Genomic DNA, 24335 nt, shown 5'->3' with positions numbered 1-24335 from the left:
AGGATTATTGGTGATTTCTTTCTTTTGTTTGTACTACTCCTCAATTATTAAATAGTTGAGGAGTTTTTTTTATTAAAATACGAATCTATAAGGTTAGTAAAATGATGTAGTTTTGTACTTCAGAACAATGAGGTTTTATGAAACTTAATCTTTTTTTTAGCGTATTATTTGTGGTTTTAGGCGCTCAGCTTCTTAAAGCACAAAATTCGGAAGAAGAAAAGTTATTTATTGAAGCAATCGAAAGTCGATTTAACGATCCTTATAAATCACTTAAACTCTACGATTACTTACTTAAAAACACCAATAAGGAAGAATCTGTTGCTATTGAAATCAAGAAATTACAAATAAATAGGTTGCTTGGTGAGTATGAAGAAGCAGTTGCAATTTCACAAAAAATTGAAAGCAGTATCGCTAATTCCCCAAGTACGGATTTACAATTTGAATATTGGCGTGAGCTAGCTACTCTTTATAAAGATCTTAACTTAGAGGGAGAAGGTAACACTGTTTATGAGAAAGCATTAAAAAGTTACAACAACCTGAATTCTAACATAAAGAAAAAATATGCGGTTGATTTAGCGTTACTTAAAGTTAAGTATTTAAAAGCCCAACAAACAGAAAATAAAATATCAGGTTTAAAAGAGATACTTGATAAAATGGATGAAAAGGATGAAAGAAAGCCTTTTATTCAGTTTCAAATTGCAAAATTGTATTACCCGCACCAAAATGACTCTTCTAGCCTCTATTTTAATAAAGTAATTCAAGATTTTAATGTTAAGCCTTTAAGTCAGGCTTCAAGAACGTATTTAAACCTGATTCATACAGATAGTGTAGAAAACCCAAAAGTGGTTGTTAATTTATTTGATGTTGAACTTGAGCCTGTTTTATTAAACGAAGCGATTAAATACTGGAGTAATAAAGGAAATGAAGATAGCTTATTGTTTTATGAAAAAAGACTTCAAAATCATTTTTTCAAAACTCAACAAAGTACTCGTAAAGCAAAGGTTGCCTTAATAGAAGGATTGTATCGTAAAAAGCAAACAGAGGCTGCATATAAAATAATTGTAAGAAATAGACAGTTATATGTTTCCATCGGATTACTTTGTTTATTGTTATTAATCTATTTCGGGAATAAATACTACACCAGAATTAGGGCTGATAAAAGTGTTGATATTGATAATTCAAAAGGCACTGTAATCTCGGATAAAACGGAGGAAGAAATTTTAGAAAAACTTCGAAAATTTGAAAACTCTAAACTTTATTTAGATAAACAGTTACGTATCGCAAGCTTAGCCAAACAATTGGGCACCAACACGCGTTACTTGTCTTCTATAATAAATGCATCTAAGAATAAAAGTTTCAATGCGTATATCAATTCGTTAAGGATTCAATATATAGTAGATAAGCTTAATTCCGATGCAAAATATCGATCTTACAAAATAAGCTATTTGGCAGAGGAAAGCGGATTTGTCTCACAAAGTAGTTTTACTACCGCATTTAAAGAAATTACCGGTAGCACACCTTCAGCGTACATTAAAAATATATCTGACTAGTTTTAGTCAAGTTGCTAGGTTTTTTTAGGTATAAACTGAAGACGATAACTTTTAACAACCTATTATTGAGCTGTCAAAAATTTTAAAACTACATCAACCACAGTCAACATTGTCAGAGTGTTAGCTTAAAAAGTATGTTTCCAACTTCATAAATAAGAGGATTTCGCTTTAATTTTACGCTTAATTTTCTAAAAAATTCACTAAAATCGTCTTTTAATGCTAGCTGCATTAGGATAGTTTTTTTATTTTTATTTTATTTAATCAATTTGTAATTAGGTGTTTACACTGTTTTTTTGTTGTTTTTGCCTCTAAGATGGAAACTTGATGTAATTATATTTCTTTATGGTCATAACCGCAACTGCCTGAAATTTCGTAAATTTGCAACTTCATTTTTTACAACCATTAAAAAACACCCATGACCAATATTATTTTATTTGGCCCTCCAGGAGCAGGAAAAGGTACTCAAGCTAATTTTCTAAAAGAAAAGTATAATCTAGTTCATATTTCAACTGGAGATGTATTTAGATACAATATTAAAAACAAAACAGAACTTGGTGATTTAGCCAAGTCGTTCATGTCTAAAGGAAAGTTAGTGCCAGATGAAATTACCATTGATATGTTAAGTAATGAAGTTGATAAAAACTGCGGTTCTAACGGCTTTATATTTGACGGTTTCCCAAGAACTGAAGCTCAAGCAGAGGCTTTAGGACATCTAATGGATGATAAAGATTCTCAAATAAATGCAATGGTAGCTTTGGAAGTTGATGATGAGGTTTTAGTTCAACGTCTTTTAGAAAGAGGAAAAACTAGTGGTCGTGCAGATGATGCTGATGAAAGTATTATCCGTAATCGCATTAAGGTTTACTACAATGAAACCGCTATCTTAAAAGATTATTACGAGAAGAGAGGAATGTATTACGGTGTTAATGGTGAAGGAAGTATTGAAGAAATAACTGAAAGATTAAGTAAAGTAATTGATACTTTGTAGTTTATATATTGGATTGTCCAATAATAAAGAACAAACAACAAACAGAAAAATAAAGTGACTGAAGGCAATTTTGTAGATTACGTTAAAGTTCATGTTACTTCCGGAAAGGGAGGGCAAGGCAGTAAACACATGCGACGGGAAAAGTATATTCCTAAAGGAGGCCCCGATGGAGGGGATGGTGGTCGTGGTGGACACGTAATTGTAAAAGCCAATAAAAACCTTTGGACGCTATATCATCTTAAATTTAAACGACACTTTAGAGCAGAACACGGGCAAGCTGGTAGTAAGCAAACCAGTACAGGTGCCGATGGTGCAGATGTGTATATTGAAGTTCCGATAGGAACAGTTGTTCGCGATAAGGAAACTGAAGAAATTCTCTTCGAACTCCTTGAAGATGGCGAAGAAAAAGTTGTAGCAAAAGGCGGTCGTGGCGGTCTTGGAAATGCACACTTTAAATCGTCTACAAATCAAACTCCAAGATACGCTCAACCAGGTGAAGAAGGAGAAGAGGTAGATATCATTATTGAGCTAAAAATTCTTGCTGATGTAGGTTTAGTAGGTTTTCCTAATGCAGGAAAGTCAACTTTACTCTCAGTAATTACTGCTGCTAAGCCGAAAATTGCCAACTACGAGTTTACAACCTTAAAACCAAACCTAGGTATTGTAGAATACCGCGACTTCCAAACATTTGTAGTTGCAGATATTCCAGGTATTATTGAAGGTGCAGCAGAAGGAAAAGGTATTGGGCATCGATTTTTACGTCATATTGAGAGAAACTCTACTTTGCTGTTTTTAATTCCAGCCGATGCGCCGGATATTAAAGAGCAGTACGATATTCTTGTTGATGAATTACGCCGTTACAATCCACAACTTTTAGATAAAGAACGTCTTTTGGCAATTAGCAAAAGCGATATGCTAGACGACGAACTTAAAGCTGAAATGAAAAAGGTTCTGGATAAAGAGTTTAAGGGAATTCCATATTTATTTATCTCAGCAGTTGCACAACAAGGGCTTACTGAGTTGAAGGATAAACTATGGAAAATGCTTAATTAATTCCAGCCACCAAGCTTACCTAATATTTTTTAGAAATCTAATTATAACTCAGCAATTCTAGTTTGGCGAGCGGAGCCGAAGTAAGAAAATGATCGGCTATTTTTAATATTAATTCAATTTAGCATTGAAACAAACTGTTAAAGAACAAGCTAGCGAATCACAAACTTTCTTTTTTGCGTATTTTTATTGAAAAGAAAACGCAATGAAATACTTCTGGATACTTTTAGTCACAACAGTTTTAACTTCTTGTGGAGCTTCTGTAGCGGTAGATTATGATAAGCAGGCAGACTTCACAAAATACACTTCCTATAATTACTTCCCTACAATAGACTCAGGTCTAAATGAATTGGATGATAAACGTATTATTCAGATTACGGATAGTCTTATGCATCAACGAGGATTCGTGAAAAGTGAAACGCCTCAATTGTACATTAATTTTTATGCGCGTGAAAACATTTCGAATTCACGAAATACTATCGGTATTGGCGTTGGCGGTAGCGGACGTAATGTTGGTGTAGGCGTAAGTGGTGGAATTCCTATTGGCGGAAAAGTAGTAAACCAAAGACTTACAATGGACTTTATTGATGTTGTTAAAGATGACTTGGTGTGGCAAGCTGTTGCAGAGGGTGAAATGAAAGAGAGGTCAAAGCCAGAGGGAAAAGAAGCCTACTACTTATCGGTTATTCAGAAAATTTTGAGGAAATATCCACCTTCTAAAAAATAACAAATCCTAACTCCCAAATTCCAAATTCCAAATTCCAAATTCCAAGAAGAAAGTACAAATTGCAAATTTTAAATTATAATAAAAGTTATAAATTCTTAAATGTGAGGGGAGGGGAAGTAAGGGGACGGATGTTTTTACTGTTTTTCATTTTCTTTATATTATTTCCTGTATTTATAAACGCCCAAACCAATTACAAACAGGCTGAAGAATATTTCAAACAAGAAAATTTCATCAAGGCAAAGCCTATTTTTGAAGAATATCTAAAATTACATCCTAGTCATATAAAAACTCGAGAATACTTAGGAGATATAGCTGGTTATAGTAAGGAGTGGGATACAGCACTTTCTTATTATAAAGATTTGGTAGCAGATGATGAATCCAACGCTAATTATCATTTTAAATACGGTGGTGCTTTAGGAATGAAAGCAATGACTGTTAGTCGGCTTCGGGCGGTAACATATCTATCAGAAATAAAATATCATCTTGAACGTGCTATTGAATTAAACCGGCAACATATAGAAGCGCGTTGGGCGTTGATAGAACTTTATATACAATTGCCAGTTTTCTTTGGTGGAAGTGAGAAAAAAGCCATTTCTTATGCAAGTGAGTTAGAAGCGATTTCAAAAGTGGATGGCTACCTAGCTTTGGGGCATATTGCTGAATTTTATAAAAAGATTGAGGATGCAGAATACAATTATAAAAAGGCAATTGAAGTAGGAGGATCACCTCATACCTATGAAAAACTTATAAATCTATATGAAAAAAATGATTATCCCCAAAAAGCTATAGAAATTGCTTCTACCTCTATACGAATACATAAACACAATCATTTAAATTACCGAATAGGAGAGATTTCGGCGCAGTATAATCTTGATTCACAAATTGGAATAGATTCTTTAAGTGAGTTTTTAGCTAATCATTCAATAAAAGATAATATATCTAAGAAATGGGCTTACTATCGATTGGCTCAGATTTATAAAAACCTACGGGAAAAGGAAATTGCACTTACTTGGATAAATAAAGCATTGCTAGTACAAGTAGATTTTAAAGAGGCTCTTAAAGAGAAATCAATCATTCTCGCACTATAATTCTGAATTGTGAATTAAGAATTCAGAATTAGAAAAAGTATCTTTACACTTAAACTTTAAACTCATAAATTATTCAACTTAAGTATGAGAATACACTTTATAGCCATTGGCGGTAGTGCAATGCACAATTTAGCATTGGCATTAAATCAAAAAGGAGAAAACGTAACTGGAAGTGATGATGAAATTTTCGAACCTTCAAAAAGTAGATTGAAAGCGAAAGGATTGTTGCCAGAAAATGTAGGTTGGTTTCCAGAAAAGATAACTTCAGATATAGACGCTGTAATCCTCGGAATGCACGCTAAAGCAGATAACCCTGAGCTTTTAAAGGCAAAGGAACTCGGATTAAAAATCTTCAGTTATCCGGAGTTTTTATACGAACAATCTAAGAATAAAACACGTGTTGTAATTGGAGGCTCTCACGGTAAAACCACGATTACTTCTATGATTTTACACGTGATGAATTACCACGAAAAAGATGTTGATTATATGGTTGGAGCGCAATTAGAGGGGTTTGACACTATGGTTAAAATCACTCATGATAATGAATTTATGGTAATAGAAGGAGATGAATATCTCTCTTCACCTATAGATCGAAGACCAAAGTTTCACCTTTACAAACCGAATATAGCCCTGTTAAGTGGAATTGCTTGGGACCACATCAATGTATTTCCAACTTACGAAAACTATGTAGAGCAGTTTGAAATATTTTTAAATGAAATCACAGCAGACGGCGCTATAGTTTACAATGAAGAAGATGCCGAGGTAAAACGCGTAGTTGAAGCGACAATTAATACAATTAAGAAATATCCTTATAAAACACCTGATTATAAGGTTCAAGGCGGAACAACAATTCTAAATACATCAGAAGGCTCGTTGGCTGTTGAAATCTTTGGAAAGCACAATTTAAACAACTTAGCAGGCGCAAGAGGCGTTTGTCAATTAATGGGAATAGATGCAAAAGGCTTTTACGAAGCCATTGCGACATTTAAAGGCGCAAGCAAGCGTTTAGAAAAGATAGCTGAAACAGCTACTGCTGTTGCTTACAAAGATTATGCGCATTCCCCTAGCAAGGTAAAGGCTACAACTCAAGCAGTAAAAAATCAATACCCAGATAGAAAATTGATTGCTTGTTTAGAATTACACACCTATAGTAGTCTTAATCCAGAGTTTTTAAAGGAATATAAAGGAGCGCTAGATGCAGCAGATAGTGCGGTAGTTTTCTATTCACCTCACGCTGTAATGATAAAAAAGTTGGAGGCAATAAAAAGGGAACAGATTGAAGGGGCTTTCGATCGTAAGGATTTAGTCGTTTTCACAAATCCGGCGGATTTCAAGACTTATCTTTTCTCTCAGGATTACGAGAACACAAGCTTACTCTTAATGAGTAGTGGGAATTATGGCGGTTTGGATTTTCAGGAGGTTAAGGGGTATGTAGAAAAAATTTAATAAAAGATAAGATGTAGGACTTAGGACTTTTCGTGATAGTGAAAGTTTTAAGTCCAATTTCTTTCCGATATACGTTTATACCTTATGCCTTCGATGTTAATGATTTAAAAAATACAAATCCGAATCCTAGAAATAGCATTAGGTGAAAAGGGAAAAGTCCGAAGTCGCCGCCCTGGTCTCCTACAATAAAAGCACTGTACATTCCAAAGGCGAAATAGATCATTAATACACCTTCAATAATTACATTTGGAGATATATTTTTAGCAATATATTTATTTCCCTTCCATCCCTCTTTCAAATTGCTAATATTGAATTTTGGTGTTCGAATAAAGTCACTTTTTTTACCGAAATGTCCTTCTAAAACAGCGATAGAATTATGTGCGGAAAAGCCCATGGCTATTGAGAAAAAAGTAAAAAACATCGCTGTGTACTTCAAAAATCGCTTAAATCCACCGCCATAAATGCTTTTAAAAGTAAACCAGTAACACACAAAAAATATGATGGTGCTTATTACAAAAAAGCTCATTACATAGAAATATACCTTTAGATGCTCGTACTCATTCTTAATGTAAAGCATCGGAATGCTTAAGATAGCAACTATCAAAATGTTTAAAAACATAGTGCTATTTAGCAAATGCAATAAACTGTGAACTTTTGTTTTATTTGAAATGTTATCACTCTTTAAAACTCGCTTAGCCATTTTTTGGAAGTTTTCAGCCCCTCCTTTATTCCACCTGAATTGTTGCGAACGTGCAGCACTAATTACTACGGGAAGCTCGGCAGGTGTTTCTACATCTTCCAGATATTTAAATTTCCATTTTTTTAGTTGTGCGCGGTAGCTAAGGTCTAAATCTTCAGTTAGTGTATCACCTTCCCAATTTCCCGCATCAAGAATACATTCTTTTCGCCAAACACCAGCGGTACCATTAAAGTTGATAAAGTGACCTTTACTGTTTCTGCCTACTTGCTCAAGAGTAAAGTGTGCATCTAAAGCAAAAGCCTGAACACGAGTAAGAATAGAATAATCTCGATTTATATGTCCCCAGCGAGTTTGAACCACGCCAATTTCAGGATCTTTAAAGTAAGGGATTGTCTTTTTTAACCAATCTTTTTGTGGAAGAAAATCTGCATCAAATATGGCTATATACTCACCTTTTGCAATATTTAAACCTTCTTTCAACGCTCCAGCTTTAAATCCAACTCTATTTTCGCGAGAAATATGCTGAATATTGAGACCTGTTTTTTTTAGTTCGAGAATGTGTTTGGCGGTTGTTTCAAAAGATTCATCTGTACTATCGTCTAAAACTTGAATCTCTAATTTGTCGGGAGGATAGTCTATAAGAGCAATATTGTCTAGTAGGCGTTTCATAACATACAGCTCATTATAAACTGGAAGCTGAATGGTTACAAAAGGGATTTCCTCGGCGTTTGAAAAATTGAACGTAGGAGATTCTTTATGTTTTTTTCTTGCGTTAAGATAATTGAATAGCAAGTTAAGTTGCGCCAACGCGTACATGAAAATGAGGAGAAGGGCAATGGAATATATTGCAATGATTATTGATTCAAGAATCATTTTTTGAAACTGTATTTAAAAATCCAGGTTAGAATTTTTACGCCTGCAAATATAGCACCTTTTACCGTACCTGAAACTTTTGAGACACCTATTCGATTTCTATATTTAACAGGGATTTCAACATAAGTGTACTTCTTTTTCAATGCTTTAAGTTGCATTTCAACTGTCCATCCGTAGGTTTTATCCTCCATTTGCAAAGCTAGTAACTTATCGTATTTAATAGCCCTAAAGGGCCCTAAATCTGTAAAAGTTGAATTGAAGAAAAGCTTCATAAGCCTGGTTGCAAGAGCATTTCCGAAGCGTTGAGGTAAGGTCATAGAACCATTTTCCATAAGTTCTTTTACTCTAGCGCCTACAACAAAATCTACATCATCTTCGATAATAGGTGCTACAATTCTAGTTAATTCTGAAGGGTAATCGCTATAGTCACCATCTAGAAAAACGATAATATCTGGTTGTTTAGCTTTTTCTAGATTAGCAATATATTCCATTCCTTTTAAGCATGCATAACCATATCCCGCTTTTGGTTCTAGTAATACTGTGGCGCCTGAGTCCTCAGCAACTTTTGCAGTATTGTCTGTAGAATTATTATTTACAACAACTACTTCTGAAACAATTTCTGGAATTTCCGCAATTACTTTAGCAATAGCGTCTTCTTCATTGAAGGCCGGAATAATTACTTTGATGTTGTTGGACATTAAATGCTTTAGAATTTTAAAATTGCGAATTTCAGAAAAATATCTGACAATCACTTGAATGTGGATACAAACCTAGTAGGAATCTAAGACTAAATATGGATTATTTGTTTACATAGTTCATTAGGTCTAAATCATTTCCTAGTAGTATTTCATTAGGATTAATTCTTTTTTCTAATGGTCCGTTTTCAAGTTTTAAAACACCACGAGGGCAAACAGCCGAACATATTCCACAGCCTACACAGCTAGAGCGAACAATGTTTTCTCCTTTTTGGGCATAAGCGCGAACGTCTATTCCCATTTCGCAATATGTAGAACAATTTCCGCAACTAATACATTGGCCTCCATTGGTAGTAATTCTAAATCTTGAAAATAAACGTTGTTGAAATCCTAATATCGCTGCCATAGGACAACCAAAGCGACACCAAACTCGACTGCCAAAAATAGGGTAGAAGCCAACGCCAATTACCCCGCTAAAAACAGCACCAATAAGAAATCCATAAGTTGAACGCAGCGTTTCAGCATCAAAAAGGAATAAAGTTTTTCCAGTCGTGAAATGCAGGGCTATCAAGGTGATGATAATTACAAAGTATGCTATAGACCCAATGCGAGCGTCTTTTTGAATTTCTTCTCTTTTAAAAACCCAAACCCCTGTAAAAACCAAGGTTAAAAATACACCGACACTTATGAGGAAAACATCTTTTGTAAGCCAATATTTGGAAGTATCGTCACCTAAATAAGAGTGCACAACTGCTGTGGTCATTAATACTACAAAAACTAATACACTGTGAATTACCCATCTTTCAACTTTCCAAGCCACCTGCGTTTTATCACTTAAATGACGGAAAGGATCTCCAGCGGTTTCAGCAAGACCACCACAACCACAAACCCATGAACAATACCAACGCTTTCCGTATTTATACGTTAGGATAGGAGTGATTATAAATATGGAAGCAATACCAAATATTAATAGTCCAATTCCGATATTACCTGCAGAAATAAAATCATCAACTCTATATTGTTCGAAGTTATAGTGGTTTAGAGGCCAAATATTCTTTAAGTCGTAATACGGTAATGAAAAGGTTTCGCTATTTAGGCGTTGCATTAATTCAGGTATAATAAAGGCAAACCCTAACTGAAAAAACATTACAGAGTATGTTCTTAACTTTTCGTATTTATTATGTCTGTATTTTAAAATAAATTTTATTCCGAAGGCTAAAATTGCCAAGGTATAAAGTGTGCCATATAGAAACCATTGGCTTGCAGGTCCACCATTTAAAAATTTGCTTAATGGATCAAAAAGAGCAACAACACCTTTGTTATCTCCACCTTGCACATATCCTAGATATTGTGGAAACCAATAGAGTAATACATAGAATAAAGTTAGGGAAATCCCTAAAATCCATCCCCAAAAACCTTTTGAGGTTAACGACTTAAAATATATACCGTCGTTTTTTATGCCTTCGTGCTTATTGCTATACGCCGCAATAGAAAACCAAATAGTTCCTCCTCCAATTGCAGTTAGGGAAGCTGTTAGCCAAACCGATTTATTGGGAAAATCCACATTAAAAAGAGCTAATGCCAAAATCAATAAGCCAATCAACCCAATAGCAGATGCGATTTTTTGTTGACCGTTTATGGTTTTTGGCGGTTCTCCTGTAAGGGACATATTTCTTTGAACTGTACTCATAATTTTATTAAGATGTAGCTAATTGGGTAATTGATGAAAATTCATTCGCAATTTCTTTTTCATATCTACTGAAAAATTCGGGATCAAAATTAGCCTGGCTAAGATTTTTTATAACATATTCAACACCGCGTTTTTCATTTAACCACCTATCAAAAACTTCGTGTCGCATTCTAATTCCAAAAGTATTTATTCCTAAAAATTCTCGAGTTTCTTTATGATAAGATACAGTTACAGCTCGTAAATTGCTTCTGCATTTCCAGTGAAACTGCTCCTCGTAATCCTTTCGTCTTTCTTCTGAAAATACCCATCCGTAAGTTTGATACTCTATGTCGAAAAATTTAGCACTGTTAAACCAATTTCCCGGGTTGTATTCAAAATGATTACCACAAATAGTTTGAGCAAGAGCTTCTCCCATCATTCTACCTGTATACCAAACCGCTTCAATTGCAGGTCGAAGACCAATGGGTTCTCGTTGTTGAGCACAATCTCCTATAGCGTAAACATCTTTAATGTTTGTTTCTAATTTTCTGTTGACTAAAATACCCCTGTCAGTTTCAATTTTTGAATTTTTCAAAAACGAAATATTAGGTTTTACTCCAGTGGTTATTCCCACAATAGAACAAGGGATTTCTTCCCCTTCTTTTGTGATTACAGCCTTAACATTTCCATCTGCATCACCAATAATTTTTTCGAGATTGCTGAGGTGTTTTAGGTTTACACCATGTGAGATTATATGTTGTGAAATCATTTCTGCTTCTGGCAATGGAAGCACATTTGCCCAAAAGCCTTCCTCTCGAACTAGCATTGTAACTTTTATATCCCTAGTGCGAAGCATTTCGGCCAATTCAACACCAATTAATCCACCGCCAATTATCACTGCGTGAGGACATGCCTTATTATTGGGAGCATTTTTTTCTAAAGTTTCTAAGTCTTGCTTGTTTACTAAACCTTGAACACCATTTAAATCTAAACCCTCCCAACCAAAGGTATTTGTAACAGATCCACTAGCTATAATTAATTTGTCGTAACTAATAGAACCACCTTCTTTAAAGAATAAAGTTTTGTTGTCTGTATCTACTCTTTCTACATAGGCTTTTTTGAGTTCTAATCGATTTTTTTCCCAAAACCAACTTTCGTAAGGCTCTATGTCTTGACATCGCATATGCCCCATATACACATACATCAATGCCGTGCGAGAAAAGAAATACTCTGTTTCTGCAGATAGTATAGTTATCTTTTTGTCTGAAAGCTTTCGAATATGCCTAGCAGCAGTGATTCCTGCTATTCCATTACCTATAATAACAACGTGCTCCATAGTTTGATTATAATCTTATTCGATTATTTATAAAACTACACAATTACAATTAGAGCATATTTAAAAGTGTAGATTTATTTTTTAGTTTTTGAATTATTAACTTAATTTCATAGGCTACAGAAGATACTATGATAAAACGATACACTTTTTTAATTTACATTATGCTTTTTACACAGTTTGTTAGTTGTGTGCAAAAGAAAGATTTAGCAAAACACGAAGAGTCGAAAATAGAAAATATAACAAAAATTAATGGAGTAAGCTTGGTGTCTTCTAGCGATTCGGTTAAACAAAAAAATATCGAACCTTTATTAAGTATCAATGCTAATTACGCTGCAATTATGCCTTTTGGATTTATCAAGAATGTTGAACATCCAGAGTTAATATATAATTCAGAAAGGCAATGGTTTGGAGAAACTATAATTGGTGTTGAGCAATATGTAAATACACTTCAGAAGAATGGTATTAAGGTAATGATAAAGCCCCAAATATGGGTTTGGCGGGGAGAATTCACGGGTGGAATTAAGATGAACTCTGAAGAAGATTGGTTGAGTTTAGAAAGCTCCTATAAAAACTTCATATTAGATTATGCTCGATTAGCTGAACGGAAAGATGTTGAAATATTCTGTATTGGTACCGAATTGGAAAACTTTATAATTCACAGGCCCGATTACTGGCGTGAATTAGTTACAGAAGTTCGCGTAGTTTATAGTGGAAAACTTACTTATGCAGCCAATTGGGACGAATATAAAAGAGTTCCTTTTTGGGATGTTTTAGGCTATATTGGGGTTGATGCGTATTTCCCTGTTTCTAATAGTCAGACTCCAACTATTGCTGAAATAAAATCGGGTTTTGAGAAATGGCAAATTGAGTTGAAAGCCCTTTCAGAGGAAAAAGGTAAAAAAATTCTTTTTACAGAATATGGGTATCGAAGTGTAGATTATAGTGGAAAAGAACCTTGGAAAAGTGATAGGTCTATGAATTCGGTGAATTTTCAAGCTCAATCTAATTTATTAGAAGGGCTATACCAATCTATTTGGGATGAAAATTGGTTTGCAGGAGGTTTTCTTTGGAAATGGTTTATCGCACACGATAAAGTAGGTGGTGAAAATGATAGTCAATTTACCCCTCAAAACAAGTCGGCCGAAACTGTGGTGAAAAAATACTACTCCAAATAATTAGGAATAATTTTAAGGTTATTCGAGCTCGGCACAAATATTGGATATATCGATAAAAAACAAATTGCTTATGAAAACTCTTATACAACTTTTTCCACTCCCAATAGTATTTCTTGTTTTGACGATAACAACACAAATAGGGTTTGCACAAAACACATTAGAAACTACAGCTTCTTTAGAAGATGTAACAATATATGGGCGTGGAGCAAGTATGCATCATACAATTAGTCAATTTTCTGTGCCTAATGGAAGTTCTGAACTTGTAATTAGTCAGATTGCACAAAATGTTGATCCCAATAGTATTCGTATTACAAGTGATAATAGCCAAATAACAATTCTTTCGGTATCTTTTGAAAGAGATTATTTGGTAAAAGGGGAAAATCAAAGCGCTCAATATTTAGAGGTAAAGCGTAAATACGACAAAGCTAAAAACACTTTAGACGAAATAATAACTTCCCGAAAAGGTGAGGAAAGCACTTTAGCATTATTGGAAGAAAATAGAAAGTTTGGTGGGCAAAATGGAGTGTCCCCGACGAGTATGGCTACAATGATAAAATATTACAGAGAAGAATATAAAACCCTTTCTGCAAATATTTTGGACTTGAAAAGTAAAGAAGCAGAACAACAAAAGATAGTTAATAAGTTAAATAATCAGTTACAAGAAGCTGGTGGTAATGGACAAAATGCAGGGCAATTAGTTGTTCGATTGAATTCTAATAGAGCTGTGAAAACAAATTTTGACATCCATTATTTTACGAATAATGTGTCTTGGACACCTTTTTATGAAGTAAGAGTAGATAACCTAAATGAGCCTGTACAGTTAGTATACAACGCTAATGTTTCACAAGCTACAGGAATTGATTGGAAGCAAGTGAAATTGGCTTTTTCAAGTGGAAATCCGAAACGCAATAACAATGCGCCACAATTAAATCCGTGGTGGGTAGGTTTTTATCAACCTGCTGCTCCGCTCCCTCAGAGACTACAAGGTAAAATTGCTGGTGTACAAGTGGAAGTAATGGAAGATGGAGCCACTAGAAATGAGATGGCAGTAGTTGAGGAGAATCAACTGTCAACTTCATTTGTAATAAATACACCTTATGATATTTATTCGAATCAAAAACCACAGGCAGTTAGATTAAAGAAATATGACTTGCCTGCAGAATACTCCTATCTTACTGCACCTCGATTGGACGAAACAGCTTTCTTAATTGCAAAAATTTCAAATTGGAGTAAGCTTAACCTTTTGCCAGGCAGTGCGAATTTGATTATCGATAATAATTTTGCTGGTAGCTCATATATTAATCCCAATTCAACTGAAGAAAAATTAACCTTAAGTTTAGGGAGAGACGAACGTATTGTTACAAAGCGTGAAAGAGTGAATGAGGAAGGGAGTACTTCTTTCTTTGGCAATTCTCAAAAACGAGTTTATACTTATGAGATTTCTGTTAAAAACACTCGTAGTGAATCGGTGAAAATTGATGTAAAAGAACAGTTCCCGCTATCAACTGAAAAAGATATAGAAATCAAGCTTGTTGATACTTCTAATGCAGATGTGAATACCGATAGAGGAGAGCTTACTTGGAGTTTAAACTTAAAAGCTGGAGAAACTAAGAAGTTGAAATTTTCTTATTCTGTAAAACTTCCTAAGGATAAGGTGATATCTGGAATGTAAAACAAAATAACCTAACAGGTTTTTAAAACTTGTTAGGTTTGATTTATGTTAGCGGGAGTTCTAGAACATCAAATTATTGAATTTACCTGTTCTCTTTCATTTGCTTTAAATAATCTTTTGCGATATCTGTTTTTTGAGATTCGGTAAACACTTTTCCTGCTAATTGAAAGAAGCTGTGTTCTTCATCTTCTAGATGATGTTCAACTTTTTCACATAGTTGTTTGGCGTAAACTAGCCATGCAGGTGAATCCATATCGGTATCGTCAATTTTTTCAATAAGTTCATCCATTTCGTGGTGCTCAGCAATTCCATGACGTGCGTGCTCTTGCATCATATCATTGTGAATTAACGGTGCGTAAAAAGTCCGTTCTTCAGCATCTGCGTGAATTTGCAATTCGTGTTTTAACTCTTGCCACTTTTGCTTTCTCTCTTTTGAATCGCCAGAGGTTGAAGTAACCAAGCGACAAAGTTCGCGTTGTATATCGTGATCTTTTCTAATTGCCTCAAAAATATTCATATAGTTTATCTTTAAAATTTACTACAATATCGAAAAAAATAATGCGATATTAAACTAAACTGCAGTATTTCTGATATTTACCTAATGGTGTGTTATTGTGTCTTGGAAATATTTTTTGAATAGTATGCATATAATCCATCTGCATTTGCACCTAACCATTTCTTTAAATGAATTGCCCAAAAATGATATTGCAAACGCCAAATTCCAAATTCTTTATAACGTCTAGCAGAGGTTGTTAGGGAATGTGGAATAACAATGAAAGACTTTCTTTTGTATAGTTCGTTAATTAAAACATTGTCTTCGTAAATAATATAGCTCTCATCAAATCCACCGATTTCATTAAAAAGTTTTTTAGAAATAAAAAGGCTTTGATCTCCGCCTCTGCATCCCTTCCATTTAAATCTCGTTAACCATCCAGCAAGTTTTAACCACCAATGATTACTGTCAAACTTCAGTCTAAAACATCCAGCAATATTGCCTTTATTTATTTCAGATAAAATAAACGTATCATAATTTTTTGGCGGGAAAGAATCGGCGTGGAGAAAGTAAAGGGATTCGGAAGAAGCTTGTTTTGCCCCATAATTCATTTGTTTAGCCCGTCCTTTTTCTGAAGTAAAAAGCTGAAAGGAAATTCTTTTTTTTACGTTTTGAGACTTCTCAGGGGTCGAGGTTTGTTTGCTGAAGTCTTTAATTAAATCCCTAGTATTATCCGTGCTTCCACCATCTACTATTATTACTTCAATATCATTTTCACCTGAACTATTTTCCTTTAAATGAAAAAGTAACTTTTCGATGATTTGATCTTCATTTAATACCGGGATTATAATGGAAAGCATTATGCTGATTTATTTATGGGAATATACAAATTACTAAATGTCGAATATTATGGATGAAAAAGCCACTAGGATAGTTTTCTGATGATTGCTAATAATAGCTTCGTAAACCTGAACTATTTGAAGTGATTATACCAACTCGGAATAAAATGGCTTATTAGTTATTTCAGATTGTTTCATTCAAATTCCAGTTGTAATCCAAATATGTAATTGTCGTATTTGAATTTATCTTGACTTTCGAATATTGGTTTATAAAACCAATTAAATCTTTCTTCTCGTTAACTAAGAAATCCTTTTTGTACCATTTAAATATAGATGAAATCATAGCTTCAGAAATCGAAATGTTATTTTCTTTACTGTTGATGAATTCATTTGTAACTCGTTCTAGCTGCTGTTCTATTTTATCTGCAGTAAAAGCTTCATTTAGAAGTTTAGGGCAGGAGATAGAAGCACAATTTAACGCGAAATGAATTCTAGGCTCGTTCATCTTTCGCAGAATTCCATGTTCAATATTGTTTAGGGAAATCTTTTCATTCCCTATTAAAACTCTGTTTTTAGACCAAGGACGACTTATGTCTTTAATGCTTTTTACAGGATAATTTTCAATTATAAGTTTAACAGTGGCAGCGTTGTACAGGTTAATGTAATAGGCTAATATTTTAGGTTTACTCCAAGTGCTATTAGGTTGATTAAGAGAAAGCATTCTTAAGTAGTCGTTTAATTTAGCTTCATCCTTTATAAACCCTTTGTAATCGACTAATCCGTTGTTTTGTACGTGTTTTTTGAGAAGTGCATTCCAAGTGTTGTGGTTAATTTTTATCGTAGAATTGTCTGTTGATGTTAAATTAGAATTTCCATCCATGATATAGTGATTATCTAATCCTACCGATGAAAATGTAGCGCAGCTTTTAAAAGAAAATAGAAGAAAAAGAATTGTGGTAAGGCTGGGTAAGTTCTTCATAATCTTAGGTTTATTTGTGGTAATGATTCAGATTAAAGCAAAAATCTGTTCCAATATAAACGAAGTTATGGAGATGTGGAGGTTATTCCAATTAAAAGTTGAATAAACTGTGAGATTCTTTTTTAACGAGAAGTTTTACCTCAAGTAAAGATGATTAAAATTCAGTGCGATTTATATTTGAATTTAATTCATCTATATAATTTAAAAGCTCATCTCTTCCTACTGAACTACTGGCTGAGGTCACAAAGTACTTTGGCATTTCTACCCAAGTTTCCAGCATTTTGTCTGTATATGCTTTTAGGTTGCGTTCCAATGCCATTGGTTTTAATTTGTCTGCTTTTGTAAAAATAATATTGAAAGGAATACCATTCTCGCCTAGCCAAGTCATGAACTCTAAATCGATAGGTTGAGGTTCGTGACGGCAGTCTACAAGTACAAATGCGAGAATCATTTGCTCTCTTTTAGCAAAATAATCAGTAATAAATTTTTGAAATGTTTTTTTGCTGCTTTTCGAAACTCGCGCATACCCGTATCCAGGTAAATCGACTAAATACCAATTTTTATTAACTAAAAAGTGGTTGATAAGCTGAGTCTTTCCTGGTCGTCCAGAGGTTTTTGCTAAATTTTTACGAAGCATCAACATATTGATAAGAGAAGACTTACCAACATTACTTCGCCCAATAAATGCATATTCAGGCAAGCGATCTTTTGGACATTTGTCCACATCGCTATTGCTCATTACAAATTCTGCCGATTTAATGTGCATTTATTTTTATTTAGGATTTTATAGAGAAATAAGTTTTTATAAAACTAGGAACAATTAAAATTTACGTTTTTGTAACCAAGCGTAAAGTATTTCATTAAACTCATCAGGGTGTTCCATCATAGCAGCGTGCCCACATTTATCTATCCAAAAAAGTTCCGAATCTGGAAGAAGTTCGTCAAATTCAATAGCAACCTCAGGAGGTGTAACATTGTCATTTCTTCCCCAAATAATACAGGTAGGAGTATGCATTTTCGGTAAATCCTTTGCCATATTGTGTCTAATGGCACTTTTGGCAATGGCAAGAGTTCTAATTAACTTATTTCTGTCGTTTACGGTTTCAAATACATCGTCAACAATTTCTTTTGTTGCTACCGCTGGATCATAAAATACGTTTTCAGCTTTTTTCTTTATGTACTCGTAATCCCCGCGTTTTGGGTAACTTTCTCCCATGGCACTTTCGTATAAACCGGAACTTCCAGTGATAACTAAGGCCTTAACTTTTTCAGGATATAATTTGGTGCAAAGCAAGCCTATGTGCCCGCCTAAGGAGTTTCCAAGTAAAATAACTTCACCGTAACCTAAATGGTCTATAAAATCACCAACATACTTGGCGAAAGTTTTCACATTTGTTCGCAATAAGGTCATTTTGTAAATGGGTAATTCGGGAATAAGAATTTTGTAACCCTTCGGAGGAAAGAAATTTGCAACTCCATCAAAATTGCTTAATCCACCCATAAGGCCATGAAGTATTATGATTGGCGTCCCTTCACCTATTTCTAAATATGAAAATTTTCCTTCTTTCTTTAAGTTGTTAGTCATACTTGGTTGGTGCAATTTATTAGAAACAAAAGTAAACAAAAATTTTTCATACACTCTACTTAAAATTAGCCTTTGTTTTCAAATGTTGGTGAAGCAATGACATCAATGTGGTAAAATTTATTAACAATGTGGTATAATGTGGTAAAAAGTGGTAAAATATATATATATTTGAATCTACAAATCACAAACAGGAATTTTCTGTAATGCTCAATATAATAGGCTCATACGAATGTAAGGCAGACGCAAAAGGACGTGTCATGGTGCCTGCGCCGCTTAAAAAGCAGTTGGCTTCGGTGGTGCAAGAAGGGTTTGTGATTAAAAGAGCGGTTTTTCAACCGTGTTTGGAATTATATCCTATGAAAGAATGGGAGGAGATGATGAAGAAGATGAGTAAGCTTAACCGGTTTACAAGGAAAAACAACGATTTTATTAGAATGTTTACAGCAGGAGTTAAGGTGGTAGAGCTTGATGCTGCAGGTAGATTGTTAATACCGAGGGACTTGATGTCTTTTGCGGGAATAGATAAAGAATTGGTTGTTTCTTCAGCGATAGAGAAATTAGAAATTTGGGATAAAGACAAGTACGAGGAATCTATTTCTGTTTCGCCAGAAGATTTTGCTGATTTAGCCGAAGAAGTAATGGGTAAAAATTTTGAAGAAGAAAATGGACTATCATAATCCAGTCTTATTGAAGGAAACTGTGGATGGTTTAAATATTAAGCCAGACGGGGTTTATGTTGATGTTACTTTCGGTGGTGGCGGACATTCTCGTGAAATATTAAGCAGGTTAGGGCCAGAGGGAAAGCTGATTGGATTTGATCAAGATAAAGATGCTTTGGTTAATGCGATTGATGATGAGCGGTTTTTGTTGATAAATCAGAATTTTCGATTTCTAAAGAAATTTTTACGGTTTCACGGATTTCGAACAGTAGATGGAATACTTGGAGACTTTGGGGTTTCTTCACATCAGTTTGATGTTGCAGAAAGAGGTTTTTCAACTCGTTTTGAAGCGGATTTGGATATGCGAATGAATCGCGAAACAAATTTCTCGGCTTATACAGTTGTTAATAAATATGAAGAGGAGCAATTGCGAGATGTGCTTGCAAACTATGGTGAGTTAAGAAGTGCACCAGCAATGGCAAGAGTGATAGTTGCGGCTAGGGAAGAAGAAAAAATTAAAACAAGCGAGCAGCTTAAAAAAGTGCTGAGTAGGTTTTTGCCAGCACATAAAGAAAATAAAATTCTAGCACAGATTTATCAAGCTATTAGAATAGAAGTGAATCAAGAATTAAAAGCTCTTAAGGAGTTTTTATTACAGACCAACGAGGTTTTAAAGCCCGGTGGGCGTATAAGCTTAATAAGTTACCATTCTTTGGAAGATAGGTTGGTTAAAAGGTATATCCGTAATGGATTGTTTGAGGGTGAGCCTGAAAAAGATGTGTTTGGAAATTTTGAAGTTCCATTTAAAGCCGTTGGAAAATTTATCGTTCCTACCAAGGAGGAGATAAAAATGAACAATAGAGCTAGAAGTGCAAAACTTCGTATTGCTGAGAAGTTGTAAGAAGACGTGGTTCAATAAATTTTGGGTTAAAAGGAAGTAGAAGCAGGTATTTCGATAATTAATAAATCTCTAATCGTAAGTTTTGAAGGAAAGCTTTTATAACATAGTAAAAGGGAAATTCTTGGTAAGTGACGAGGCGTTAAAGAATTGGCGCTTCATCATATTTCTTTCTCTTTTAGCTCTGATAATGATTGCATCTTCACATAACGCAGACAAAAAAGTGCACGAAATATCAGGTTTAAATGCACAGGTAAAAGAGTTGAAAAGCGAGTATGTAGATGTGCGAATGCAGTTGATGCAAACTAGAATGGAAAGTAAAATAATTGCTGCAATGGAAGATCAAGGCTTGCAGCCTTCAACAACTCCTCCTAAACGTATAAGAATTGTTAGTGAAGAGGAGTAAGAATACTATAAAACATTAAAAAAGAATACTGATAGAGAAAAAATGGCATTTGACGAAAGAAACATATTAAACAGACTATACATCGTTGCAGGGTGTATGTTGTTGTTTGCTTTTGCCATAAGCATCAAGTTGATAAATATTCAATTTGTTGATGGAGATGAGTATCGTGAACTCGCTAAACAAAATACTACCAAAAATTTTATAATACCTGCTAATAGAGGAAATGTGTATGCTGATGATGGTAGTTTGTTAGCTACTTCAGTTCCCAAATACGATATACGGTTTGACGCTTTAGCTCCAGAAGATAAGGATTTTAATGAAAATATTAAGCCGCTTTCTGAAGGTCTTAGTAAAATGTTTGGGAAACCAGTTTCTTATTATCAAAACAAGTTTAGAAAGGCTAAAGCTAATAAAAACAGGTACGTATCTGTAGTAAAAAACCTTGGGTATTCTGATTATATTAAGGTGAGAAATCTACCTCTTTTTAATAAAGGACCAAATAGAGGTGGGATTATAGTAGAGCAACGTACGGTTCGTGAGCATCCAATAGGAAAAATAGCCCAGCGTACTGTAGGTAATGAAGCTTATAATCGCCCAGGTTATTATGCTGTTGGTCTTGAAGGAGCATTCAACGATTTACTTACAGGAAAAGAAGGCCATAGACTAAAACAAAAAATCTCCAAAGGTCAGTGGAAGCCAATTTTTGACGAAAACGAAATAGAACCACAAGACGGCTACGATATTGTATCTACTATTAATGTGAATATTCAAGACATTGCACATCACGCTTTGTTAAAGCAATTAGAGCACTATCAGGCTGACCACGGAACAGTAATAGTGATGGAGGTGGCTACTGGAGAGATTAAAGCTGTCTCAAACTTGGGTGTGGCATCTAATGGTACTTATTACGAAAAACTGAACTACGCTGTTGGCGAATCTCACGAACCGGGCTCAACTTTTAAAGTAATGGCATTGATGGCAGCTTTGGAAGACAAAGTTGTTGATACAAGTACTGTAGTCGACACCGGAAATGGTAGAAAAGTATTTTACGGCAAGCCTGTTCACGACTCTAAAAGAGGCGGGTATGGTGAAATTTCTGCAGCTAGAACTCTTGAGGTTTCTTCCAATATAGGATTGGCTACAATTATTGATGAAGGGTATTCAAAGAACCCAAACAAATTTATAAACCGCTTAAAGAGCTGGCACCTAAATGAAAAAACAGGTGTGGCTATTAAAGGGGAAGGTGAGCCTATGATTCCGGAACCAGGGGATAAGAAATGGAGTAGGAACGCGCTTCCTTCTATAGCCTATGGGTATAATCTTGAAATAACTCCTTTGCAGACCTTAACTTTTTATAATGCTATCGCTAATAATGGAGTTATGGTAAAACCACGTTTTATCAAAGAGGTTCGTGCATGGAATGAAAAAGTAACTACTTACGATACAAAAATCATTAATCCTAAAATTTGTTCAGATAAGACCTTGAATGAAATTAAGGAGATTATGAAAAATACCGTCGAGCGTGGTACTGGTAGATCATTGTACTCTCCAGATTTTTCAATGGCGGGTAAAACCGGAACTGCACGTACGGAATATTGGCACAAAGACTGGAATAGCAATCCTCGATATATTTCATCATTCGCTGGATTTTTCCCTGTTGAAAACCCGAAGTACTCGTGTATAGTGATAATTCACAAGCCGAGTATTAAAAAGGGATTTTACGGAGCTGATGTTTCTGGGCCTGTTTTTAAAAGAATTGCTCAAAAAATATTTACTGAATCTAGAAACATAGATGATGTAAAAAATATAGAAACACCAGATCCAGAAATGGAACAAGATTTCGAAAAATATTATGCTAAGCTTCAAAAGTCACACAAAACTATTCCAAATGTTACTGGAATGGCGGGGATGGATGCGGTTTCTATACTAGAAAATCTTGGGCTTAGAGTGCAAGTTGTGGGTAACGGTTCGGTTACGAGTCAATCCATAAAATCAGGAGAAACCCTAGAAAAGGGCAAATTAATAACCTTAAAATTATCGTGATTCTTTTAAAGGACATATTATATAAAGTAACCATCGAAAGTGTCGTTGGAAGTACTTCTGTGGCTGTTAGTAATCTAGAATTTGATTCTAGAAAGGTATCGTTGAACGATGTTTTTGTAGCCATAAAAGGAACTGTTTCTGACGGGCATCAATTCATAAAAAAAGCTGCAGATCAAGGAGCTTTGGCGATTATATGTGAAACACTACCTGAAAACATTGTAAATGGAATTACCTATGTTCAGGTGGCCGATTCGCATAAAGCCTTAGCAATTATGGCAGCGAACTTCTATGGGAACCCATCAGAAGACTTAAAACTGGTTGGGATTACGGGAACCAATGGGAAAACAACAATTTCTACACTCTTATACAAGCTTTTCAAAAAAGCTGGGATGGAAGTTGGGTTGATTTCAACTGTGAATATAATGGTAGGGGATACCGAGCATAAAACCTCACATACAACCCCAGATTCAATCACGATAAATAGTTATTTACGTAAAATGGTTGATGCAGGTGTAGAGTTCTGTTTTATGGAAGTGAGTTCACATGGTATTCACCAAAAACGAACAGAGGCTTTAAAATTTGCTGGTGGTGTTTACACAAACCTATCTCACGACCATCTAGATTACCACAAAGATTTTGCAGAATATCGCGATGTAAAAAAGTCGTTTTTCGATAATTTACCAAACACTGCTTTTGCTTTGGTGAATGCTGACGATAAAAATGGGGCAGTTATGCTTCAGAATACTAAAGCAAAGAAACAAACCTACGCTTTAAAAACATTTGCAGACTTTAAAGCGCAAATCTTAGAAAGTCAATTTTCTGGTCAACTTATTAAAATCAACAATCAAGAATTATGGGTGAAGTTGATAGGAGGCTTTAATGTGTATAACCTACTTGCAATTTACGGCACGGCCCAGTTATTAGGATTAAAAGAGCTTGAAACCCTTCAATTAATTAGCACTCTAGACAGTGTAGATGGGAGATTTCAATATTTAATTTCAGAAAAGAAGATAACCGCAATCGTAGATTATGCGCACACTCCTGATGCTTTAAAGAATGTATTAGAAACAATAAATAGTATTCGTACAGGAAATGAAGAAGTGATAACCGTTGTAGGATGTGGCGGCGATCGCGATACATCCAAGCGTCCAGTAATGGGGAAAATAGCCGCTACGTTAAGCACAAAAGTGGTTTTTACTAGTGATAATCCTCGTACTGAAAATCCAGATAGAATTATTGAACAAGTTGAAGCAGGAGTACCTGCTGAACATTATAAAAAAACAATTTCTATAACAAATAGAAAAGAAGCCATAAAAGCGGCTTGCCAAATGGCTAATGATAACGACATTATTTTAATTGCTGGAAAAGGTCATGAAACTTACCAGGAGATTAATGGTGAACGTTTTGATTTTGATGATTTTAAAATTGTAAAAGAAGTTTTAACGCTATTAAATAAATAATCTA

Annotated in this window: 22 protein-coding genes; 13 read left to right on the top strand and 9 right to left on the bottom strand. The window is 34.7% G+C overall.

Annotated features, from left to right (window positions below; all coding sequences use genetic code 11):
* Positions 1 to 137: 137 nt before the first annotated feature.
* The 6 genes from FHP04_RS07435 (at position 138) to FHP04_RS07410 (ending at position 6849) form a co-directional block, all read left to right on the top strand.
* Entirely contained in the window at positions 138 to 1550 is a 1413-nt protein-coding gene (locus tag FHP04_RS07435; protein WP_139855461.1) for a helix-turn-helix transcriptional regulator, read from the top strand.
* Between the two features lie 415 nt (positions 1551 to 1965).
* Positions 1966 to 2538 carry an adenylate kinase gene (locus tag FHP04_RS07430; RefSeq protein WP_139855460.1) on the top strand — a complete coding sequence of 191 codons (573 nt, stop codon included), beginning with the start codon at positions 1966 to 1968 and terminating at the stop codon, positions 2536 to 2538.
* A 54-nt stretch (positions 2539 to 2592) separates the two neighbouring features.
* Positions 2593 to 3591 (top strand): GTPase ObgE, encoded by a 999-nt coding sequence (obgE, locus tag FHP04_RS07425; protein WP_139855459.1) that lies wholly within the window; start codon positions 2593 to 2595, stop codon positions 3589 to 3591.
* Between the two features lie 202 nt (positions 3592 to 3793).
* Positions 3794 to 4315, top strand: coding sequence for a DUF4136 domain-containing protein (locus tag FHP04_RS07420; protein WP_139855458.1), 522 nt, complete (start codon positions 3794 to 3796; stop codon positions 4313 to 4315).
* 59 nt (positions 4316 to 4374) lie between these two features.
* Positions 4375 to 5403 (top strand): tetratricopeptide repeat protein, encoded by a 1029-nt coding sequence (locus FHP04_RS07415; RefSeq protein WP_246051401.1) that lies wholly within the window; start codon positions 4375 to 4377, stop codon positions 5401 to 5403.
* Between the two features lie 84 nt (positions 5404 to 5487).
* Positions 5488 to 6849 (top strand): UDP-N-acetylmuramate--L-alanine ligase, encoded by a 1362-nt coding sequence (locus tag FHP04_RS07410; RefSeq protein WP_139855457.1) that lies wholly within the window; start codon positions 5488 to 5490, stop codon positions 6847 to 6849.
* Positions 6850 to 6931: 82 nt separating this feature from the next.
* Here the strand turns inward: FHP04_RS07410 and FHP04_RS07405 are convergent, their stop codons facing one another.
* The 4 genes from FHP04_RS07405 to FHP04_RS07390 form a co-directional block, all read right to left on the bottom strand.
* Positions 6932 to 8422 (bottom strand): cellulose synthase family protein, encoded by a 1491-nt coding sequence (locus tag FHP04_RS07405; protein ID WP_139855456.1) that lies wholly within the window; start codon positions 8420 to 8422, stop codon positions 6932 to 6934.
* Complete coding sequence (locus FHP04_RS07400; RefSeq protein ID WP_139855455.1) at positions 8419 to 9120, bottom strand: glycosyltransferase family 2 protein; 702 nt, start codon at positions 9118 to 9120, stop codon at positions 8419 to 8421. The genes FHP04_RS07405 and FHP04_RS07400 overlap by 4 nt, the downstream gene beginning before the upstream one ends.
* 100 nt (positions 9121 to 9220) lie before the next feature.
* The gene (locus FHP04_RS07395) at positions 9221 to 10807 is read right to left on the bottom strand and encodes a 4Fe-4S binding protein (protein ID WP_139855454.1); all 1587 of its coding nucleotides are present in this window, start codon (positions 10805 to 10807) and stop codon (positions 9221 to 9223) included.
* A gap of 7 nt (positions 10808 to 10814) precedes the next feature.
* Positions 10815 to 12122 carry an NAD(P)/FAD-dependent oxidoreductase gene (locus FHP04_RS07390; RefSeq protein ID WP_139855453.1) on the bottom strand — a complete coding sequence of 436 codons (1308 nt, stop codon included), beginning with the start codon at positions 12120 to 12122 and terminating at the stop codon, positions 10815 to 10817.
* A 128-nt stretch (positions 12123 to 12250) separates the two neighbouring features.
* Here FHP04_RS07390 and FHP04_RS07385 point away from each other — a divergent pair, with 128 nt between their 5' ends.
* On the top strand, positions 12251 to 13297 hold the full coding sequence (locus FHP04_RS07385; protein ID WP_139855452.1) for a glycoside hydrolase family 113: 1047 nt from the start codon (positions 12251 to 12253) through the stop codon (positions 13295 to 13297).
* Between the two features lie 70 nt (positions 13298 to 13367).
* Positions 13368 to 14969 carry a DUF4139 domain-containing protein gene (locus FHP04_RS07380; protein ID WP_139855451.1) on the top strand — a complete coding sequence of 534 codons (1602 nt, stop codon included), beginning with the start codon at positions 13368 to 13370 and terminating at the stop codon, positions 14967 to 14969.
* A gap of 82 nt (positions 14970 to 15051) precedes the next feature.
* Here the strand turns inward: FHP04_RS07380 and FHP04_RS07375 are convergent, their stop codons facing one another.
* The 5 genes from FHP04_RS07375 to FHP04_RS07355 form a co-directional block, all read right to left on the bottom strand.
* On the bottom strand, positions 15052 to 15486 hold the full coding sequence (locus FHP04_RS07375) for a hemerythrin domain-containing protein (protein ID WP_139855450.1): 435 nt from the start codon (positions 15484 to 15486) through the stop codon (positions 15052 to 15054).
* A 92-nt stretch (positions 15487 to 15578) separates the two neighbouring features.
* Positions 15579 to 16322: a TIGR04283 family arsenosugar biosynthesis glycosyltransferase gene (locus tag FHP04_RS07370; protein WP_139855449.1), complete on the bottom strand. Its 744-nt coding sequence runs from the start codon at positions 16320 to 16322 to the stop codon at positions 15579 to 15581.
* 163 nt (positions 16323 to 16485) lie between these two features.
* Complete coding sequence (locus FHP04_RS07365; RefSeq protein ID WP_139855448.1) at positions 16486 to 17280, bottom strand: DUF547 domain-containing protein; 795 nt, start codon at positions 17278 to 17280, stop codon at positions 16486 to 16488.
* 154 nt (positions 17281 to 17434) lie between these two features.
* Positions 17435 to 18046 carry a ribosome biogenesis GTP-binding protein YihA/YsxC gene (gene yihA / locus FHP04_RS07360; RefSeq protein WP_139855447.1) on the bottom strand — a complete coding sequence of 204 codons (612 nt, stop codon included), beginning with the start codon at positions 18044 to 18046 and terminating at the stop codon, positions 17435 to 17437.
* A gap of 54 nt (positions 18047 to 18100) precedes the next feature.
* Positions 18101 to 18865, bottom strand: coding sequence for an alpha/beta fold hydrolase (locus FHP04_RS07355; protein WP_139855446.1), 765 nt, complete (start codon positions 18863 to 18865; stop codon positions 18101 to 18103).
* Between the two features lie 203 nt (positions 18866 to 19068).
* Between FHP04_RS07355 and mraZ the strand changes: the two genes are divergently transcribed.
* The 5 genes from mraZ (at position 19069) to FHP04_RS07330 (ending at position 24331) form a co-directional block, all read left to right on the top strand.
* Positions 19069 to 19542 (top strand): division/cell wall cluster transcriptional repressor MraZ, encoded by a 474-nt coding sequence (gene mraZ, locus FHP04_RS07350; protein WP_139855445.1) that lies wholly within the window; start codon positions 19069 to 19071, stop codon positions 19540 to 19542.
* On the top strand, positions 19529 to 20425 hold the full coding sequence (gene rsmH, locus FHP04_RS07345; protein ID WP_139855486.1) for a 16S rRNA (cytosine(1402)-N(4))-methyltransferase RsmH: 897 nt from the start codon (positions 19529 to 19531) through the stop codon (positions 20423 to 20425). The genes mraZ and rsmH overlap by 14 nt, the downstream gene beginning before the upstream one ends.
* An 82-nt stretch (positions 20426 to 20507) precedes the next feature.
* On the top strand, positions 20508 to 20828 hold the full coding sequence (locus FHP04_RS07340; RefSeq protein WP_139855444.1) for an FtsL-like putative cell division protein: 321 nt from the start codon (positions 20508 to 20510) through the stop codon (positions 20826 to 20828).
* A gap of 42 nt (positions 20829 to 20870) precedes the next feature.
* Positions 20871 to 22871 (top strand): penicillin-binding protein, encoded by a 2001-nt coding sequence (locus FHP04_RS07335; protein WP_139855443.1) that lies wholly within the window; start codon positions 20871 to 20873, stop codon positions 22869 to 22871.
* Positions 22868 to 24331, top strand: coding sequence for a UDP-N-acetylmuramoyl-L-alanyl-D-glutamate--2,6-diaminopimelate ligase (locus FHP04_RS07330; RefSeq protein WP_139855442.1), 1464 nt, complete (start codon positions 22868 to 22870; stop codon positions 24329 to 24331). Before FHP04_RS07335 ends, FHP04_RS07330 begins: the two co-directional genes overlap by 4 nt.
* Positions 24332 to 24335: the final 4 nt, after the last annotated feature.

Source organism: Aequorivita sinensis (genome assembly GCF_006346335.1).
Classification (GTDB): domain Bacteria; phylum Bacteroidota; class Bacteroidia; order Flavobacteriales; family Flavobacteriaceae; genus Aequorivita; species Aequorivita sinensis.
Note: the sequence above shows the minus strand (reverse complement) of the source record. Positions and strands in the feature narration are given on the sequence as shown.